Source organism: Mesorhizobium sp. MC2-1-1, from assembly GCF_057597255.1.
Genome location: NZ_CP195205.1, coordinates 5,760,991 through 5,781,471 on the forward strand (window position 1 = coordinate 5,760,991; position 20,481 = coordinate 5,781,471).

Annotated in this window: 12 protein-coding genes and 1 pseudogene; 10 read left to right on the forward strand and 3 right to left on the reverse strand. The window is 63.4% G+C overall.

What is annotated here, in order from left to right:
- Positions 1-196 precede the first annotated feature (196 nt).
- The 7 genes from ACR64R_RS28290 (at position 197) to ACR64R_RS28320 (ending at position 14,804) form a co-directional block, all read left to right on the forward strand.
- Complete coding sequence (locus ACR64R_RS28290) at positions 197-8,680, forward strand: VCBS domain-containing protein (protein ID WP_487359508.1); 8,484 nt, start codon at positions 197-199, stop codon at positions 8,678-8,680.
- Positions 8,681-8,863: 183 nt separating this feature from the next.
- A complete protein-coding gene (locus tag ACR64R_RS28295; RefSeq protein ID WP_487359509.1) occupies positions 8,864-10,564 on the forward strand; it encodes a type I secretion system permease/ATPase in 1,701 nt (566 codons plus the stop codon).
- Positions 10,561-11,901, forward strand: a complete 1,341-nt coding sequence (locus tag ACR64R_RS28300; protein WP_487359510.1) for an HlyD family type I secretion periplasmic adaptor subunit — start codon at positions 10,561-10,563, stop codon at positions 11,899-11,901. The genes ACR64R_RS28295 and ACR64R_RS28300 overlap by 4 nt, the downstream gene beginning before the upstream one ends.
- 100 nt (positions 11,902-12,001) lie before the next feature.
- A complete protein-coding gene (locus ACR64R_RS28305) occupies positions 12,002-12,502 on the forward strand; it encodes a substrate-binding domain-containing protein (protein WP_487359511.1) in 501 nt (166 codons plus the stop codon).
- A gap of 74 nt (positions 12,503-12,576) precedes the next feature.
- On the forward strand, positions 12,577-13,368 hold the full coding sequence (locus ACR64R_RS28310) for a 3-methyl-2-oxobutanoate hydroxymethyltransferase (RefSeq protein ID WP_128260198.1): 792 nt from the start codon (positions 12,577-12,579) through the stop codon (positions 13,366-13,368).
- A 7-nt stretch (positions 13,369-13,375) separates the two neighbouring features.
- Positions 13,376-14,386, forward strand: coding sequence for a sterol desaturase family protein (locus ACR64R_RS28315; RefSeq protein ID WP_487359512.1), 1,011 nt, complete (start codon positions 13,376-13,378; stop codon positions 14,384-14,386).
- 91 nt (positions 14,387-14,477) lie between these two features.
- The gene (locus ACR64R_RS28320; protein WP_487359513.1) at positions 14,478-14,804 is read left to right on the forward strand and encodes a MocE family 2Fe-2S type ferredoxin; all 327 of its coding nucleotides are present in this window, start codon (positions 14,478-14,480) and stop codon (positions 14,802-14,804) included.
- A gap of 731 nt (positions 14,805-15,535) precedes the next feature.
- Here ACR64R_RS28320 and ACR64R_RS28325 read toward each other — a convergent pair.
- Positions 15,536-16,174, reverse strand: a complete 639-nt coding sequence (locus ACR64R_RS28325; protein ID WP_487359514.1) for a CGNR zinc finger domain-containing protein — start codon at positions 16,172-16,174, stop codon at positions 15,536-15,538.
- 52 nt (positions 16,175-16,226) lie between these two features.
- Here ACR64R_RS28325 and ACR64R_RS28330 point away from each other — a divergent pair, with 52 nt between their 5' ends.
- Positions 16,227-17,021 carry a hypothetical protein gene (locus ACR64R_RS28330; protein ID WP_487359515.1) on the forward strand — a complete coding sequence of 265 codons (795 nt, stop codon included), beginning with the start codon at positions 16,227-16,229 and terminating at the stop codon, positions 17,019-17,021.
- 240 nt (positions 17,022-17,261) lie between these two features.
- Positions 17,262-17,690 (forward strand): VOC family protein, encoded by a 429-nt coding sequence (locus tag ACR64R_RS28335; protein WP_487359516.1) that lies wholly within the window; start codon positions 17,262-17,264, stop codon positions 17,688-17,690.
- A 192-nt stretch (positions 17,691-17,882) separates the two neighbouring features.
- Here ACR64R_RS28335 and ACR64R_RS28340 read toward each other — a convergent pair whose 3' ends face one another.
- Both ACR64R_RS28340 and ACR64R_RS28345 read right to left on the reverse strand, forming a co-directional pair.
- Positions 17,883-18,359: a YciE/YciF ferroxidase family protein gene (locus ACR64R_RS28340; protein ID WP_487359517.1), complete on the reverse strand. Its 477-nt coding sequence runs from the start codon at positions 18,357-18,359 to the stop codon at positions 17,883-17,885.
- Between the two features lie 256 nt (positions 18,360-18,615).
- Positions 18,616-18,810, reverse strand: a pseudogene (locus tag ACR64R_RS28345) (IS3 family transposase); the annotation flags it as partial.
- Positions 18,811-19,094: 284 nt separating this feature from the next.
- Here ACR64R_RS28345 and ACR64R_RS28350 point away from each other — a divergent pair.
- Positions 19,095-20,372 carry a M20 family metallopeptidase gene (locus tag ACR64R_RS28350; RefSeq protein ID WP_487359518.1) on the forward strand — a complete coding sequence of 426 codons (1,278 nt, stop codon included), beginning with the start codon at positions 19,095-19,097 and terminating at the stop codon, positions 20,370-20,372.
- The last annotated feature ends 109 nt before the right edge of the window (positions 20,373-20,481 follow it).

Here is a 20,481-nt window from a genome sequence, read left to right on the forward strand (position 1 = left end):
CAGTATGATCGGCGCGGGACAGCGAATCGCCTTGTCAGCCATTCGCTCGTTGTCGCTCGGTTGTGTATTGTCGCATGGCATTTTGATCGTTTCTTCTCCCCGGAAGTGGGCGCCGATCGTATCGGCATAGTGTGGTCTGCCGATTGCGGACGGCAAATGTGCAGGCGCTGGGCGCGCCGGCCTGGGGAGATTAACAATGGCAACTCAGCAGATCGCCGACGCAGGCGGCACCACTGTTTCCTTCTCCAACACACCGCAGGCCAAGGACGACGCATTCTACTTCTCCGAAGATTCGACTGGCGTCTTGATCCTCAATGTCCTGGCGAACGACCTGGGTGGGGCCGCGAAGCTACTCTACTCCATCGACAATTCAATCAGCGCGTCGACAGCCACCAAAACGCCGGCGCCGTCGGATCTGCTTATCCGCGACACCACATATTCCAGCACCAATGACGGCGCCGGGCTTGCCGGAACCACCGATACAAGCTTGCTCGGAGCGCGGATCTGGATAGCCAGCGATGGGACGATTCACTACAATACCGCCGATATCAACACACTGTTGCAGTCGCTTGCGCAGGGCCAGATTCTTACTGACAAGCTGACTTACGCCATTCAACTCGGCAACGGCACGCTGAGCTGGGCCACGACCACCGTTCAGTTCACCGGCACCAACGACGCGCCGCAGATCACCTCGGCCGCGCTTGTCGGCGCCGTCACCGAGGATGCCCATACACCCACCGAGACCGCCACCGGCACCATCGCCTTCGGCGACGTCGACCTCACCGACGTGCATCTGGTCTCGGCGGTGTTCAAGGGCACCGACTATAGCGGCCAGCTCGGTTCGCTCGCCGCGGTCAAGACGACCGACACCACCGGCACCGGCACCGGCGGCCAGATCGCCTGGACGTTCACCGCCGCGGATTCGGCTCTCGACAAGCTCGCGGCCGGCCAGGTCGTGCACGAAACCTATACGGTCACGCTCGACGACCAGCATGGCGGTGTTGTCACGCGCGATGTCGTCGTCACCATCGTCGGCACCAACGACGCGCCGGTGATTGGCGCGGCCACGCTTGTCGGCGCCGTCACCGAGGATGCCCATACACCCACCGAGACCGCTACCGGTACCATCGCCTTCGGCGACGTCGACCTCACCGACGTGCATCTGGTCTCGGCGGTGTTCAAGGGCACCGACTATAGCGGCCAGCTCGGTTCGCTCGCCGCGGTGAAGACGACCGACACCACCGGGACGGGCGCCGGCGGCCAGATCACCTGGACGTTCGCCGCCGCGGATTCGGCTCTCGACAAGCTCGCGGCCGGCCAGGTCGTGCACGAAACCTATACGGTCACGCTGGACGACCAGCATGGCGGTGTCATCACCCGCGATGTCGTCGTCACCATCGTCGGCACCAACGACGCGCCGGTGATTGGCGCGGCCACGCTTGTCGGCGCCGTCACCGAGGATGCCCATACCCCCACCGAGACCGCTACCGGTACCATCGCCTTCGGCGACGTCGACCTTACCGACGTGCATCTGGTCTCGGCAGTGTTCAAGGGCACCGACTATAGCGACCAGCTCGGTTCGCTCGCCGCGGTGAAGACGACCGACACAACCGGGACCGGCACCGGCGGCCTGATCAGTTGGACCTTCACCGCCGCGGATTCGGCCCTCGACAAGCTCGCGGCCGGCCAGGTCGTGCACGAGACCTATACGGTCAGGCTGGACGACCAGCATGGCGGTGTCATCACCCGCGATGTCGTCGTCACCATCGTCGGCACCAACGACGCGCCGGTGATTGGCGCGGCCACGCTTGTCGGCGCCGTCACCGAGGATGCCCATACCCCCACCGAGACCGCCACCGGCACCATCGCCTTCGGCGACGTCGACCTCACCGACGTGCATCTGGTCTCGGCAGTGTTCAAGGGCACCGACTATAGCGGCCAGCTCGGTTCGCTCGCCGCGGTGAAGACGACCGACACAACCGGGACCGGCACCGGCGGCCTGATCACTTGGACCTTCACCGCCGCGGATTCGGCCCTCGACAAGCTCGCGGCCGGCCAGGTCGTGCACGAAACCTATACGGTCACGCTGGACGACCAGCATGGCGGTGTCATCACCCGCGATGTCGTCATCACCATCACCGGCACCAACGACGCGCCGGTGATCACCTCGGCCGCCCAGTCGGGCAATGTCTCGGAGGGCGACGACCTTCCGGCCTCGGCGCAGAAGGCGACCGGCCAGGTCACCTTCAGCGACGTCGACACCTCCGACACGCATACGCTGTCGGTGAGCGTGGCCGCCGCGCACGGCACGGCCAGCGTCGATGCCGACGGCACCTGGCATTATACGGTCAATGACAGCGGCGCGGTCGACGCGCTCGCCGCCGGCGAGCATCTGTCGGACAGCTTCACGGTTCAGGTCGACGACCACAATGGCGGCCTTGCCACCCAGGTGGTGTCGATCGACATCACCGGCACCAACGACGCGCCGGTGATCACCTCGGCCGCCCAGTCGGGCAATGTCTCGGAGGGCGACGACCTTCCGGCCTCGGCGCAGAAGGCGACCGGCCAGGTCACCTTCAGCGACGTCGACACCTCCGACACGCATACGCTGTCGGTGAGCGTGGCCGCCGCGCACGGCACGGCCAGCGTCGATGCCGACGGCACCTGGCATTATACGGTCAATGACAGCGGCGCGGTCGACGCGCTCGCCGCCGGCGAGCATCTGTCGGACAGCTTCACGGTTCAGGTCGACGACCACAATGGCGGCCTTGCCACCCAGGTGGTGTCGATCGACATCACCGGCACCAACGACGCGCCGGTGATCACCTCGGCCGCCCAGTCGGGCAATGTCTCGGAGGGCGACGACCTTCCGGCCTCGGCGCAGAAGGCGACCGGCCAGGTCACCTTCAGCGACGTCGACACCTCCGACACGCATACGCTGTCGGTGAGCGTGGCCGCCGCGCACGGCACGGCCAGCGTCGATGCCGACGGCACCTGGCATTATACGGTCAATGACAGCGGCGCGGTCGACGCGCTCGCCGCCGGCGAGCATCTGTCGGACAGCTTCACGGTTCAGGTCGACGACCACAATGGCGGCCTTGCCACCCAGGTGGTGTCGATCGACATCACCGGCACCAACGACGCGCCGGTGATCACCTCGGCCGCCCAGTCGGGCAATGTCTCGGAGGGCGACGACCTTCCGGCCTCGGCGCAGAAGGCGACCGGCCAGGTCACCTTCAGCGACGTCGACACCTCCGACACGCATACGCTGTCGGTGAGCGTGGCCGCCGCGCACGGCACGGCCAGCGTCGATGCCGACGGCACCTGGCATTATACGGTCAATGACAGCGGCGCGGTCGACGCGCTCGCCGCCGGCGAGCATCTGTCGGACAGCTTCACGGTTCAGGTCGACGACCACAATGGCGGCCTTGCCACCCAGGTGGTGTCGATCGACATCACCGGCACCAACGACGCGCCGGTGATCACCTCGGCCGCCCAGTCGGGCAATGTCTCGGAGGGCGACGACCTTCCGGCCTCGGCGCAGAAGGCGACCGGCCAGGTCACCTTCAGCGACGTCGACACCTCCGACACGCATACGCTGTCGGTGAGCGTGGCCGCCGCGCACGGCACGGCCAGCGTCGATGCCGACGGCACCTGGCATTATACGGTCAATGACAGCGGCGCGGTCGACGCGCTCGCCGCCGGCGAGCATCTGTCGGACAGCTTCACGGTTCAGGTCGACGACCACAATGGCGGCCTTGCCACCCAGGTGGTGTCGATCGACATCACCGGCACCAACGACGCGCCGGTGATCACCTCGGCCGCCCAGTCGGGCAATGTCTCGGAGGGCGACGACCTTCCGGCCTCGGCGCAGAAGGCGACCGGCCAGGTCACCTTCAGCGACGTCGACACCTCCGACACGCATACGCTGTCGGTGAGCGTGGCCGCCGCGCACGGCACGGCCAGCGTCGATGCCGACGGCACCTGGCATTATACGGTCAATGACAGCGGCGCGGTCGACGCGCTCGCCGCCGGCGAGCATCTGTCGGACAGCTTCACGGTTCAGGTCGACGACCACAATGGCGGCCTTGCCACCCAGGTGGTGTCGATCGACATCACCGGCACCAACGACGCGCCGGTGATCACCTCGGCCGCCCAGTCGGGCAATGTCTCGGAGGGCGACGACCTTCCGGCCTCGGCGCAGAAGGCGACCGGCCAGGTCACCTTCAGCGACGTCGACACCTCCGACACGCATACGCTGTCGGTGAGCGTGGCCGCCGCGCACGGCACGGCCAGCGTCGATGCCGACGGCACCTGGCATTATACGGTCAATGACAGCGGCGCGGTCGACGCGCTCGCCGCCGGCGAGCATCTGTCGGACAGCTTCACGGTTCAGGTCGACGACCACAATGGCGGCCTTGCCACCCAGGTGGTGTCGATCGACATCACCGGCACCAACGACGCGCCGGTGATCACCTCGGCCGCCCAGTCGGGCAATGTCTCGGAGGGCGACGACCTTCCGGCCTCGGCGCAGAAGGCGACCGGCCAGGTCACCTTCAGCGACGTCGACACCTCCGACACGCATACGCTGTCGGTGAGCGTGGCCGCCGCGCACGGCACGGCCAGCGTCGATGCCGACGGCACCTGGCATTATACGGTCAATGACAGCGGCGCGGTCGACGCGCTCGCCGCCGGCGAGCATCTGTCGGACAGCTTCACGGTTCAGGTCGACGACCACAATGGCGGCCTTGCCACCCAGGTGGTGTCGATCGACATCACCGGCACCAACGACGCGCCGGTGATTGGCGCGGCCACGCTTGTCGGCGCCGTCACCGAGGATGCCCATACCCCCACCGAGACCGCCACCGGCACCATCGCCTTCGGCGACGTCGACCTTACCGACGTGCATCTGGTCTCGGCAGTGTTCAAGGGCACCGACTATAGCGGCCAGCTCGGTTCGCTCGCCGCGGTGAAGACGACCGACACAACCGGGACCGGCACCGGCGGCCTGATCACTTGGACCTTCACCGCCGCGGATTCGGCCCTCGACAAGCTCGCGGCCGGCCAGGTCGTGCACGAAACCTATACGGTCACGCTGGACGACCAGCATGGCGGTGTCATCACCCGCGATGTCGTCGTCACCATCGTCGGCACCAATGACAACCCGACGATGAGTGCGACCGCGACCGGATCGGTGACGGAAGACACTCCGGCCGGTGCGACCGAGACGGCCTCGGGCACGGTCAGCTTCGCGGATGTCGACCTGACCGACACTCACACAGTGAACGCCAGCTTCGTGTCGTCGACCAATGCGGGCGGCGTTCAGCTCGGCTCGCTCACCGCAGCCAAGACGCTGGATACGTCCGGCGGCACCGGCGGGACCGGGACCTGGAACTACAGCGTCAACAACTCGGCCATCCAGTTCCTGGCGGCGGGTCAGACAATCCAGGAGACCTATCAGGTCACGGTGGCCGACAATCATGGCGGTTCGACCAGCCAGAACGTCGTCGTCACCATCACCGGCACCAACGACAACCCGACGATGAGTGCGACCGCGACCGGATCGGTGACGGAAGACACTCCGGCCGGTGCGACCGAGACGGCCTCGGGCACGGTCAGCTTCGCGGATGTCGACCTGACCGACACTCACACAGTGAACGCCAGCTTCGTGTCGTCGACCAATGCGGGCGGCGTTCAGCTCGGCTCGCTCACCGCAGCCAAGACGCTGGATACGTCCGGCGGCACCGGCGGGACCGGGACCTGGAACTACAGCGTCAACAACTCGGCCATCCAGTTCCTGGCGGCGGGTCAGACAATCCAGGAGACCTATCAGGTCACGGTGGCCGACAATCATGGCGGTTCGACCAGCCAGAACGTCGTCGTCACCATCACCGGCACCAATGACAACCCGACGATGAGTGCGACCGCGACCGGCTCGGTGACGGAAGACACCCCGGCGGGTGCCACCGAGACCGCCTCGGGCACGGTCAGCTTCGCCGATGTCGATCTGACCGATACCCACACGGTGAGCGCGAGCTTCGTGTCGTCGACCAATGCGGGCGGCCTTCAGCTCGGCTCGCTCACCGCAGCCAAGACGTTGGACACCTCCGGCGGCACCGGCGGGACCGGAACCTGGAACTACAGCGTCAACAACTCGGCCATCCAGTTCTTGGCGGCGGGTCAGACGATCCAGGAAACCTACCACGTCACGGTGGCCGATAATCATGGGGGCTCGACCAGTCAGAACGTCGTCGTGACCATCACCGGCACCAATGACGCACCGGTCATTGACCTGAACAGTGGCACTGCAGGAACGTCGACGAGTATCAACTACACGGTCGGATCCGCCGCTACAGCCATTGCGCCCTCTGGCACGGTCACGGACATCGACTCCGCCGATTTCAACGCCGGATCGCTCACCGTCGCATTCACCGCCAACGGCACGTCGGCCGACCAACTGACCATTCAGAACCAGGGGACTGGCGTCGGTCAGATAGGCGTGAGCGGTAGCAATGTAACCTACCAGGGTACGACGATTGGAGCCTTTTCCGGCGGCACGAACGGGTCGAACCTGGTCATCACGTTCAATGCCAACGCCACGCAAGCCGCGGTCGCGGCGCTGGCCGACCATATCCTTTACTCCAACGGGACCAGCCCGACCGCGACCAAGACCGTGACATACACGCTGGTGGATGGTGACGGAACGGTCAACGGTGGCACGGACACCGGGACTGCCACGGCTACGATCAATGTGACGGGTGGCAGCCTAGCGCCGGTTGTCGACCTGAATGGACCGGGTTCGGGAAACGATACGACAGCTAGCTATCCGTCGCAAACCTCGCCACTATCGATCGCCACCTCGGCAACAATTACCGATGCGGATTCGACGACGCTGACATCATTGACTGCGACGTTGACCAACCGGCCCGATGATGGAGTTGGCAATCCGAAGGAGTTGTTATCCTTAACGTCGACCGCAAGCACTGCCGCGACTGCTGCCGGGCTGACGGTAAACTACGACGCGTCTACAGGAATTCTTTCAATCACCGGATCAGCAACAGTCGCCACCTACCAGACTATTCTTCGAGGACTGCAATACGCAGACACGAAGACAGGCGCACATGACCAAACACCGCGCGTGATCAACGTCATCGTCAGCGATGGCGCGAATACCAGCATCTCGCACTCCATAACTGTGAGCGTGGCAAAGCCTGCTGGCACCGCCGGCGAGCCGATCAATCTCGCGCTCTCGGATCCATCGCATGAAGGCGCGCTTGTCACTGTCTCTGTGAGAGACATGCCCTCCGGCTGGAGCATCGATGGCGCGACGCAGAATGCCGACGGATCCTGGACAGTTCAGACCACTGCCGTCGACAAGCTGACGGTCACGACTCCAACCGATTACGCTGGCGCGGCTGTACTCGACATTCAGATGAGCTGGGCCAACGGCGACGGCACGACGGGCAACATGTCAATCGCCGACAACGTCGAGGCCTATGCTCCGGGATCGCCGATCTTCGCTTGGTCGGGCGATGATGTGCTTACCGGCTCCAGCGGGCACGATCTGTTCGTCTTCTCGCAGCCGATCGGCAACGATACGGTGTACAGCTTCGACGCGGCCGCCGACCAAATCGACCTGATCGGCTACAACGGGCTGGCAAGCTTTGGCGACCTGCAGACGCATATCGCCGACGATGCTCATGGCAACGCGGTGATCACACTCGCCGACGGGCAGTCGATCACGCTGGAAGGCGTGCATTCCTCAGCGCTTGGTGCCGGCAATCTCGTCTTCGACCAAACGCCGGTGGTCAACAATCCTGGCACCATGACACTCGGTGACGGCGCCTTGCTGCCGCTGAGCGGCACCGTCAACAACAGCGGCCTTATCTCCCTGAACTCGACCGGCGACGAGACCCTGCTGCAGGTCATCCAGCACGGCGTGACCCTCGAGGGCGGCGGGCAGGTTGTCCTGTCCGACAGCGCGGCAAATATCATCTCCGGCACCGGTCCGGACGTCAACCTGGTCAACATCGACAATACGATCTCGGGCGCCGGCCAGCTGGGCGATGGGATGCTCGGCCTCGACAACAGGGGCACCATCATCGCCTCGGGCACCGATGCCTTGGTCATCGATACCGGCGGCAGCGTCGTCATCAACTCCGGCACGCTGGCAGCGACCGGTTCGGGTGGCCTGGTCGTCGCCGGCGGGGTTGCGAATTCCGGCATGATCGAGGCCAATGGCGGTAATGTCGTCATCCACGGCCAAGTCACCGGCGACGGCGATGCCTCGATCGGCAACCTCTCGAAGCTGGAATTCGGCGCAGCCTCGTCGACGGACGTCACCTTCGCACAGAATGCGGCCGGCACGCTGGAGCTCGATGACTCGTTCGACTACAGCGGACGGATCAGCGGCATCACCAACGACGACAAGCTGGACCTTAACGACATCCTGTTCGGTGTCGGAACGACGGTCGCCTATCAGGCGAGCCAGGATGGCAGCGGCGGCACGTTGACCGTCTCGGACGGCGCGCACAATGCCACGCTGCACCTACTCGGCACCTACGATGCGAACGGCTTCAAGCTCGCCGATGACGGCCAGGGGCACGCCGTCGTGACCTACAACCCGGCGGAGTTCACGCTGACCGGCGTCGGCGGTGGAACGAGCGAGTTCGCGGTGTGATGGATAGAGGGTGAGCTCGCACCACGCGCGGCTCACCCGGTTTCTGCGCCGGTCGGGCGTTTAGCTTACGAATTAAGGTTTACAGCAGGTTTACGGGTGAGCGGCGTGGTCGACTGAAGGATCGGGAGTAGTATCAGTGCCGGGCACGCAGTTTGGACAGGGGGCGGTTCTCCGCTGGGCATTTTGAGTCTCGACAGCAAATCCAAGATTGTCAGGGAAGCGCTTCGCGCCTGCCGCCGCTATTTCCTGTTTGCGGCGGTGTTCAGCCTGGCGATCAACCTGCTCTACCTCGCATCGCCGCTTTACATGCTGCAGATCTACGACCGGGTGGTCACCAGCGGCAGCGAGACCACGTTGGTGATGCTCACCCTCGTGCTGCTGGCTGCCTTCCTGGCGCTGGCCGGCCTCGACCTCGTGCGCGCCGCGATCCTGACGCGCGCCAGCGCGCGGCTCGATCGGCTGCTTTCGGCCAAGATCCTGGCGGCTTCCGTCGAGATCCCGTCGCAGGGGGCTTCGCAAAGCCAGCCGATCCGCGATTTCGATACCTTCCGCCAGGTGATCACCGGCAGCGGCATCCACGCCCTGTTCGACCTGCCCTGGTCGCCCATCTATATCGGGGTCATCTTCCTTCTGCACCCGTGGCTGGGTTTCTTCGCGCTTGGCTCGTCGCTGATCCTCATCGCCATGGCGGTGTTCAACGAGTATATGGTCAGGGTGCCACTGAAGCAGGCCAACGACCTCGCCACCGCCAACTACAATTTCACCGAAATGAGCCTGAGGAATGCGGAAGTCATCCGCGCCATGGGCATGATCGACGGCCTCGTCCGCCGCTGGGGGCGCGACCGCGGCATGGCACTCCGCCGGCAGGGACAGGCCAGCGACCGCGCGGCGCTGATGTCCGGAATTATCCGCTTCCTGCGCCTCACCATGCAGTCGCTGATCCTCGGCCTGGGCGCCTATCTGGTCATCGATCGGCAGATCACCGGCGGCTCGATGTTCGCGGCAAGCCTGCTTCTGGGCAGGGGCCTGCAGCCGGTCGAGCAGATCGTCGGGCTCTGGCGCAGCCTCATCCTGGCGCGGGCCGCGCTCGGAAGGGTCGAGAAGCTGCTTGACGGCGGCGCCCAAGGGGAACGTGCGTTCAACCTGCCCAAGCCCGCCGGCCAGATCGCCGTGGAACAGCTCACCTTCGCCATTCCGAACTTGCAGAAGGTGCTGTTGCGCGATGTTTCGTTCAAGCTCGAGGCAGGCGAGGCCCTCGGCATCGTCGGTCCCTCCGGAGCTGGCAAGTCGACGCTCGCCCGTCACCTCGCCGGCATCATGCAGCCGAGCCGCGGCACGGTCAGGCTAGATGGCGCTGACATGACGCAATGGGGCAAGGAGGCGCTCGGCGACCATATCGGCTATCTGCCGCAGGACATCGAGCTGTTTTCCGACACGGTGGCCGCCAATATCGGCCGCTTCAAAACCGATGTCGATCGTGAGGTGATCGAGGCCGCCCGGCTCGCCGGCGTGCATGAGATGATCATCCGCCTGCCGCAGGGCTACGAGACGCAGATCGGCGAGGGCGGCGCGGTGCTGTCGGGCGGTTACCGCCAGCGCATCGCGCTTGCGCGTGCCGTCTTCGGCACGCCGAACCTCATCGTGCTCGATGAGCCGAGCTCCAATCTCGACTCCGATGGCGATCGTGCGCTCGCCGAATGCGCACTGGAACTCAAGCGCCGCGGCAGCACCGTGATCATCGTCTCGCACAGGCCATCGACCCTGGCCAATGTCGACAAGATCCTGCTCCTCAGGGACGGTGGAGTCGAGGCCTTCGGCATGCGCAACGAGATTTTCGCGCTGCTCAACCAGCGCGCCGCCCCGATTGCGGTGGCAACCCAATGACCGATGTCGCCGCCACATATCGCGCCCTATCCGGCGCCCAGGACGCGGGCGCCGACGCGGACTCGATCCGCGGTCCGGTCTGGGTCGGTTTGCTCATCATCGTTGCATTCTTCGGCGTGTTCGGCGGCTGGGCGGCGATCGCGCCGCTCAACGGCGCCGTGCTCGCCGACGCGATGGTGAAGGTCGAGGGCAACCGCAAGAGCGTCCAGCACTTCGACGGCGGCACCGTGAAGGAGATACGCGTGAAGGACGGCGACACCGTCAAGGCTGGCGATGTGCTGGTCGTGCTCGACGACACGCGTGCCCGTTCGGAGTTCAACCTCTACTCCCAGCAATATGCGCTGCTGCGCGCAACGGATGCGCGCATCCGCGCCGAGCTCGATGGGCGCGCGGCGGTCGCCTTCCCGAAGGATATTTCTGCCGAGCACCAGGGCTATCTACAGGACGCGATGGCCAACCAGATCGCCGACCTTGAGAGCCAGCGCGCCTCGATGGCAGGTGCTACGAAGATCTTGCAAAAGCGTATCGCCGAGCTCGAAGAGCAGATCGAGGGCAAGGAGGCGCGCGTAGAATCCTATCGCGCACAACTCAAGTCGACCGTGGACGAGAAGGCGGGTCTGAACAAGCTTTTGAAGGCCGGCTTGACGACGCGCACGCGCATCCTGGAACTCGACCGCTCCGCCTCCGACTTGCAGGGCCTCATCGACCAGGCGCTCGGTGAGATTGCCGGTAACCGTCAGAGCAAGGCCGAGCTCGAAAGCCAGATCGCGCAGCTCACCAACGAGCGTCGCGCAAAACTGTCGGCCATGTTGATCGACACGCAGTCGAACCTTGCCGATCTGGTGCCAAAGATGTTTGCCGCGCAGGCCACCGTCGACCGCGCCGAAGTGCGTGCGCCCTATGACGGCCAAGTGATGGACTTGACAGTCTTCTCGACCGGCGCGGTCGTCACCCCCGGCCAGACCATCCTCGACATTGTTCCGACCGGGAATTCGCTGATCGTGCAAGCCCAGGTTCGGGTCGAGGACATATCCAGCCTCCGCGCCGACATGACGGCCGAAATCCGCTTTACCTCCTACAAGCAGCGCACGACGCCGGTCATCCACGGCCGTGTCACCCACATCTCGGCGGACCGTGTGACCGACGCCAAGACCGGCTTTCCCTATTATGTCGCCGACATAGCGGTGGATCAGCAGGAACTCGCCGGCGCGCCGCAGATCCAGCTCTATCCAGGCATGCCGGCCTCGGTAATGATCGTGACCGAGGAACGCACCGCGCTGGATTACATTCTGGGACCGCTGACGACGTCCTTGCACACCGCGTTCCGGCAAAAGTAGACATACTACTAAGACCGCGTACAGTGTTGCTCCTTGCCGATGCGAAGGTCCGCTTCTGTCAGGGTTCTACTGAAAGCAGACCATCCGCTCCCCTGGCCGCATGGCCGGGCTGCTCATGGCCAAGATGCAGCGCCGGCCGGGCAAGGTGATCGCGATCTGCCATAGTCAGATCTACCGCGTGCATCGCGACCGCGTGCGCGGCTTCTTCGATTGCCTGATCGAGGAGGGCCGGGACTTCGAGCCGGTCGCGGCCCTTTTCGGCTTTGACGATGGCGATCGTAATGCCGAGCAGTTGCACGAGGCGTTGAAGCGGTGGCCGGACCTTGCCGGCCTCTACAATGCCGGCGGCGCCAACACCGCACTGAACAAGGTGCTGCGCAAGCACGGCAGAGGCCGCGATATCTTCTTCGTCGGCCATGAACTCACCGAGCGCAGCACCAAGGCCTTGCGCGAGGGCACGATGGATGTCGTGCTCGACCAGGCGCCAGAAGCGCAGGCGCGCCGCGCCATTGACCTGGTGCTCGCCGCGCTCAACCTGCATGACCTGCCTGTGGAAAATCCCCCGATCCGTTTCATCACCTTCACCGCCGAGAACCTTTGATCTGATTTGATCAAGGAACAAGCGGCGCCCGCCAGGGCTCGGTGTTATCTCCTCGCGAAACGGGAGGATCATCGGTGGCGAGACGGGTGACGGCCTACGATTTGCAGAGCTCCAAAGGCAGCAGAAAGTGGCTGCAGCTCCATGTCGACACGCCGGCCGAGGCTGCCGCCGCGGTCGCCTGCGGCATCGTCATCCTCTCCTGCGAGCCCGATCACAATCTGGAAGCCATCCGACGGGCGGCGCCTTACGCGTTCCTCTCCGTCGGCATGCCGCATGGGGCGGTCGCCTCGCCTGAGGAGGCGGTGCGGCTGGGCTTCGCTATGATGAAGCGCGGCGCCGATGCGGTCTATTCATCACACTCGCCGCGCTTCATCGAGGCCATGGCTGCGGAAGGGATTCCCGTCACGGGCCACGTCGGCCTGGTGCCTAACCGCGCCACCTGGACGAATTTCCGCGCCATCGGCCGCACCGCCGAGGAAGCGCTCAACGTACTGCGAGCAGCGAAGGACCTCGAGAATGCGGGCGCCGCTTGCATCGAGGTCGAGGTCGTGCCGGTGCGACTCGCCGATCACATCACCCGCTCCACCCCGCTGATCACCATGGGCATGGGCTGCGGCGACGCTTGCGACACGCAGTATCTGTTCTCCTGCGATGTGCTGGGGACGCACGCCGGCCACTATCCGCGTCATGCCAAGCGCTATGCCGATTTCGTCACGCTGGAAGCCGAGCTGCAGGAAAAGCGCATCAGTGCCTTCCGTGCCTTCGGCCGCGATGTCGCCGAAGGCAGCTATCCCGAAGCGAAGCACCAGGTGGACATGGACGATGCCGCCTACGACCGCTTCCTCACCCTCTCTCAGTCTCTGTGAGGCTACCATGGACGACCTGCAATACGGGACGCGCAACAAGCGAGGTGACTGGGCTCCGAACGAACCGGCCGGCACCGCGCCGCTCTTCGTCTTTCCGCCGCGTCCGCTCGCGGTACTGAAATGGCTGCCGAGCTATTTCCTGCCCTACAATCTGCTCTTCGCGCTCACGGCCGTCGCCTGGTGGCGCTTCGTGCTGCCCGACGTCGAAGTGATGAAGACGCTCGCTGTCGGCTGGATTCTGCGCCTCTTCCTCGTCAACTGCGCGGCGCTGCTCGTCTTCTTCGGCGCCTTCGAGCTTCGACTCTACATTCTGAGAGCCCAGGGTACCCGATTCAAATACAACGGAAAATGGCCGTCGGAGCAGAAGAGCAAGGCCTTCTTCTTTGAGAACCAGAACATCGACAACATGCTGCGGACCTTCGGCAGCGGCATGCCGATCTGGACTGCGGTCGAGGTGGCGATCCTCTACGCTTACGCCAATGGCTACGTGCCGTGGCTGACCTTCGCAGAGCATCCGGTCTACCTTTTCTGCCTGGCGCTGGTGGTGCCGATCATCCACGAGACGCATTTCTTCCTGCTGCACCGTGCGATCCATTGGGGCCCCCTCTACAAATGGGTGCATTCGGTGCACCACAATTCGGTCAACCCGTCCCCCTGGTCGTCGCTGTCGATGCACCCGGTGGAACAGCTCGGCTATCTCGGCGTCGCTTTCTGGCACCTGATCATCCCGTCGAACCCGCTCCTGGCGCTCTACCAGCTCCATTATGCCGGCTTCGGCGCCATTCCCGGTCATGTCGGATTCGACAAGATCGAGCTTACCGAAGGCGCCGGCGTCGATAGCCACGCCTATATCCATTATCTCCACCACAGATATTTCGAGGTGAACTACGGCGACGGCTTGATTCCGTTCGACCGCTGGTTTGGCACCTTCCACGACGGCAGCAAGGAAGGCGAGGCCCGCATGCAGGCCCGCTACGAGAAGAAGAAGGCACGCGCCAACGCGGAGGCCATCAAATGACATCTGCACACACAGCCGCGTGCGGGGCTCCGGGCGGCTGTGAAGGCTATTCGGAGCTGCGCCGCGATCGAATTTGACGGATGGGAAAAAAATGACCAATTGGATCAGGGCATGCGGCCTCGATGACATCGAACAGGAGGGTGCCCGACGTTTCGACCATGAGGGCCGGACCTACGCCGTCTTCCGCTCGCCCGACGACGAGGTGTTCTGCACTGACGGCCTGTGCACGCATGAGGCCGTCCATATCGCCGATGGGCTAGTCATGGATTACGAGGTCGAATGCCCGAAACATGCTGGCGCCTTCGACTACCGCACCGGCGCGGCCACGCGCCCGCCGCCCTGCATAAATCTGCGAACCTATCCTGCGAGGGTGGAAGGCGGCTCCGTCCTGGTTGCAATGCCGATAGCAGCTGTCTGAAGACTGTCGCGGACAGAGCGACCTGAGCCTGACTGCCTTAGGTCAGGTCACTGATAGGCAAGCGGCGTGCCTCCCCTTCTTCTGGCTGCTTATACCTCAAAGCTGCCGACCAGCTTACGGCCCCGATGCTGCCGCTCCGATTGCGCCTTATCTCGCGGTTCCGGCGACCAAGTTGGCTGTCGCCGTGGCGCCATTAGCCGCCGATAGGGGGCATTCCTGCCGAAAGCGGCCGCTCCGGTCAGCCGCCATACGCGGCGGCCTTAGGTGCCACCCTCGCCTTCATTCCTCGATGAAAGCGGAACCAATTGTCGAGGAGAAAATCCTCTTGCGAGTGATTGCCGGAATTAAGAAGGAGCTTATCATGGGAAGCACGTAGGACAAGGTTAAAGGCAATGCAAACGTGGCCGCTGGAAAGGCACCCTAGGCTGTAGGCAAGAAACAGTCGTATTCGCAGCATCAGCCCGTCCTGCGCCCTATCATAGGAATGAGGGCACCGAGCCTGGTTCTCGACCCGGCGTTGCGCTCACAGCCTGACCGAAACGATTGGCCTGTGGCAAAAGGCTCCGGGACGCGCGGCATTACAAGCCAGGAGATAGAGTGCAACTGCTTGAAGAGACAGATACAGTCAGAGTGGTCTTCAACAATCTTTCCGTTCATTCGATCGATACACGATCAGGTATCGCCCCCAGTTCGATCAGCCTGCGATCTTTAGCCTTAAGGGAGGCACCAAGTTATTCACGATGTGCCAAGCGATGTCGGGCCGCCTTGGCCCTGTTTCCGCAACCGTCCATCGAGCACCAGCGCCGCGGCTTTGAGCGGCTCTCGTTGATGAAGAAACCGCCGCAATTGTCGGCGTCGCAACGCCGGATGTCGTTCCCCGGCGGAAACAACAAAAGCATGGCGGCTGCAGCAGCCGATCGGCGCAGCGGCAGGTGAATGGCCTCGGCGTCTGAGGCGGAAGAGAGATTTAGGATCTGGCCAAGGCCAGCCGAGCCGCCCGCCTGCGCAATTGCCGCCTGCATATCGCGCAAGGCCGCGTTTTTTGCTGTTAGGGTGCTGACGAGATTTGTCGCCGAGCGCGTGAGCCATGATTTGAGGCCGGCGCGCAGTGTTAGCACTTGAACATGCACATCACCGGCGAGGCCTTCATGGTTTCCCGCCAACCGCCTGAGAGAGCGCGCTTCTGCTTCCGACAGCAGCCGGGCGGGAATGCAAAAGGCTAGCAGGTCCTCATAACTCGCAATGAAGTCGACCTCGTTCCCATCACGCCGGTGCACAGTGTTAGCAAGGTCGAGCGCGGGCGCGCCGCCAAGCATGCGCATTGAGCCGAGCGGCGAGACGTAGGTCCGGAGTAATTCAGTTGATTTCATCCCGTCAGTATGTAACCCCTTAACAGGTTACTCAAGAGTGTGGGGAGCATCAATGGAGAAGGCTCTGGTGACGCTGCTGGCGTGGCTTGCGGTTCCTGTCCTGGCGCACGCGGATGACGATGTGCTCTACCGCTCGAGCGTGATCGTCACCGGCGATCGCGAGGAGACGCGAGTTCCCGCCATTCAGCAAGGCTTCGACCTTGCGGCGCAAAAGCTGACCGGCGATCCCGACATCGGGCAGAACCCGCTCTTTGCTTCGCTGGCGATCGGGTCGCGTGCGATGGTCTGGTCCTACACTTATCACGACCGTATGTTCGGCATTCCAATTCATGACGAGCAAGGCACGCGCGATCGCCCTTTCGATCTGACCTTCCAATTTGACCGGAAGCGGATGAACGATGCGATGGCGGCGATGGGCGAAAAGCCGTGGCTGGGCGCGCGCCCGAGGCTGGCGATCGTCCTCAAAGTCACCGATATGGCGCGCAGCTATCTGCTGGTAGCCGATGGCACCCACGGCTCTGACCTGCGCTCAAGCTTTCAAGATGCTTCAGCGCGCTTCGCGATACCTATCGTCTTCGCCAGGCAGACCGATCTGTCAGCGATCGCGCCGGAAAGGATCGATACGATATCTCAAGAGGCGTTGGCCGACCTGAAAGCCAAACTTGGGGCTGACGCGATCCTGGTCGGTCAACTCGACTGGGAGACCAGCGAGCACGGCTGGCATGCGATTTGGCGCCTGCCATTGAGCGATCACAACCCGAGCTGGGAAATAGCGGGCGTAAACTTCGATGCTGCCTTCCGCAACGCCGTCGGCGGCGCGGCTAAGCGTTTGCGATCGACAAAATAGGTCATTACCGCAAGTTGCGGGCTGAATCTGTACAGTCGGCTGCTTCGGAGTTTTACCGCAAGCGTCCAGGCATGAGCATCCTGCGGTAGCCGCCGTTGGAGCCCGCGGGCGTCAAGAGAACCCAAATGTCGCTGAGCGAGCGATCAAAAATTGCGATGCCATGTCGGATTTGAAGGCGGTCATCCGTCTTCAATAAGACGCCACTGGTCTAACTTGCATCTGATACGAAAGGAACGATCTATGACCAGGAAGATTTTTGTGAGCTTGCCGGTGACCGACGTGGGGGCATCGAGGGCTTTTTATGAATCTCTCGGGTTTAAGAACAATCCCAAATTTACCGGCGAGACAACTGCCGGCATGGTATGGAGCGATGAAATCAACTTCATGCTGCTCAGCCGTGACACATGGCAAACGATGACCACACGTCCAATCCCGCCATCAACGTCCAGCGAGGTGATGTTGGCGTTGTGTCTCGACAGTCGCGAAGCCGTCGATGCGATGGCCGCTGCGGCTGCCGCAAACGGCGGCACAGCCGACATCAATCCAGTCGAAGATCATGGGTTCATGTACACCCGCGATCTGGCTGATCCGGATGGCCATGCCTTAGGCGCGATGTGGATGGACGCCTCTGCAACGCCTTCGGTCATGATGGAACAGGCGACGGCCTAGCCGGCGGGCTAGGCCCAACCTTTCCCGCTGGCGCGACGCCAGGGCTTCACGACCCGAACATACTGCCCCGCGGTGGGCCATGGATGTCGCGGCGAAGACGACCCCGCTAGAAACGCGAGCGTGAAACCGCGTGGGTCTTCGCTCATCCTTGAGCGCCGTCAGCATCCGTCACCCGTTTGGTTTAGGTGAGTCTCAATTTGGCTTGTTAATCGAAGTGACTGCGAGGTTCGTGAGTTTGTTGTTGGTGGCCTTCTCTTGGTCAAGGATCTCGCTAAGCAGCTTGTGCGCCTCGTCATGCCCAAGGTCCTTTGCCCACTCTCTTAGAGAGCCGTACCGAGATATTTCATAGTGTTCGACTGCCTGGCAGGCAGCTAGCAGTCCAGCGTCGAGTGCCGTTCCTGATGCTTCTTCCATAAGCCCGTCGGCTTCTTTGATGATGCCCTCAATCGCATCGCACTTTTCGCCAGAGGCCTTTTTGCCGATCGACCTGAACACTTTGTCAAGCTTCTCAATTTGGCCTTTGGTTTCCTCGAGATGGTCCTCAGCGGCCTTCTTCAGCTTCGCATCCTTGGCTGCCTTGGCCACCTTCGGTAGCGCCTTGGTGATCGCATTCTCTGCAAAATACATGTCTCGAAGTGTGTGCTCGAAAATATCGGCCAAAGTCTTCATCGTGTATCTCCCTAAGGCAATGGACTGCGGGAGAAAGGGTGGGAGAAGCGAATTGTTCCGCAGCCCTTCATGCCGATTTGGCCCACGAGCAATCGTGGATTGGGGTTCAGGTGGCCGATAGTGCCAAGAAACGAAGTCCCCTGGGGTGTCGTTCGGGCTCCACAATTCACGCCTCAGTCAGCGACCGGTATCGCCAATTCATCTCAAAACAGTCCGTTCGATTTCTGGCTCCAGGTTTTCGGCCTCAACCCAGATACCCCGAGAGAGACGTATCAACGATGAGTGCCAGGCACTCTCTCGTGCAGTCGTCGACGACGGCCAGGATGCGGAAGCGGCGCCCGTCGGCGGGCTGGTCCGATACCAAGTCGAGCGACCAGCGCTCGTCGGGCCGCAGCGGCACCAGCATCGGCGCCCTGGTCCCGATCGCCTGCTTGCGGCCGCCACGGCGTCGTTTCGCTCCCCGTGATCCATGGCCTCGAGTTAGCCCATGGCGCCTCTGCCAGCGGGCGAGATCGCGGTCGGGGGGCCCAGCAAGCGCGGATCGAGGACGCCGATGCGGTCAGGGTCACGATCAGTTGATCGCATGAATGGGCATTGCTGCGGCGGCCAAGGAACGACTAGTGTGCCTGTTGCCTGTCAATCGGACCAAAGGGGCCGGAGGTTGCTGGCGGCACGGCCGCCCAGTCTTCCCAGCCGTTGGCAAGCTGTCTTAGACGAGAGACAGGGGAGGTGGTCATGGCACAAATCCATGCAAAAGGTGCGTCCGCGCTGCTGCGGGGCCTGACCGGGCTGCTGCCCGAAATTGAGGCGCTCTACAAGGACATCCACGCCCATCCCGAACTGTCGATGCAGGAGACGCGCACCGCGGGCATTGCGGCCGACAGGCTGAAGAAATCCGGTTACGAGGTGACCACCGGGGTGGGCAAGACGGGTGTGGTGGGACTGCTTCGCAATGGCGAGGGGCCGACGGTCATGCTTCGCGCTGACATGGATGCATTGCCGATCGCCGAGAGCACAGGTCTGCCGTACGCCAGCAAGGTCACGGCAACGGACGCTGAAGGAAACACCGTTCCGGTAGGGCATATGTGCGGCCACGACATGCATGTCGCCTGGCTGGTGGGTGCCGCGACGCTTCTGTCGCAGGCGCGTGATGCCTGGAATGGCACGTTGATGGTCGTCTTCCAGCCGGGGGAGGAAACCGCGCAGGGAGCCCAGGCCATGATTGACGACGGCCTCCTGAAGCGGTTCCCGATGCCTGACGTCGTGCTCGGCCAGCATGTCATGGTCGGTCCTGCAGGGACCGTAGCTGGCAGCGCGGGACCGATCACTTCGGCGGCCGACAGCCTGCAAATCCGGCTGTTCGGACGAGGCGCGCATGGCTCGATGCCTCAAGCCAGCGTCGATCCTGTGGTCATGGCGGCATCCGCCGTACTGCGGCTCCAGACGATCGTGTCCCGTGAGGTGGCCGCAACCGACGCCGCGGTGATCACGGTCGGCGTGCTGCAGGCCGGCACGAAGGAGAATGTCATCCCCGACGACGCCGTCATCAAGCTCAACGTGCGCACATTCGACGCGAGCGTGCGCAAGCACGTCCTTGCCGTGATCGAGCGGATCGTCAACGCCGAGGCCGAAGCCTCCGGCGCTCCGCGTAAGCCGGAGATCACACCGCTCTACCGTTACCCGCTCAACGTGAACGACGAAACCGCCAGTAACCACATCGCCGAGGCGTTCCGCGGCTACTTTTCGCCCGAGCGGGTAAAGCACACCGGACCAGCCCCGGCGAGCGAGGACTTCGGCTGCTTCGGGACTGCATGGCAGGTGCCGTCGGTGTTCTGGTTCGTGGGCGGCAACGACCCCAAGGTCTATGCCAAGGCCAAGGCGCAGGGCAGGTTGAACGAATTGCCGGTCAATCACAGCCCGAAATTCGCACCGGTCCTGCATCCCACGCTGGAAACAGGCATCGAGGCGCTGGTCGTCGGCGCACTGGCATGGCTCGGCGCGAAGGGGAACTGAGTCCTTGAATCGAGTCCGTCTGCGGAGCCTCGGCCACGTTGTTGTGATTGTCCGGCCGATCGGCCGTCTGAGGGCGCCTCAGGATCTTCCGAAAGCCATTTCTGCGTGG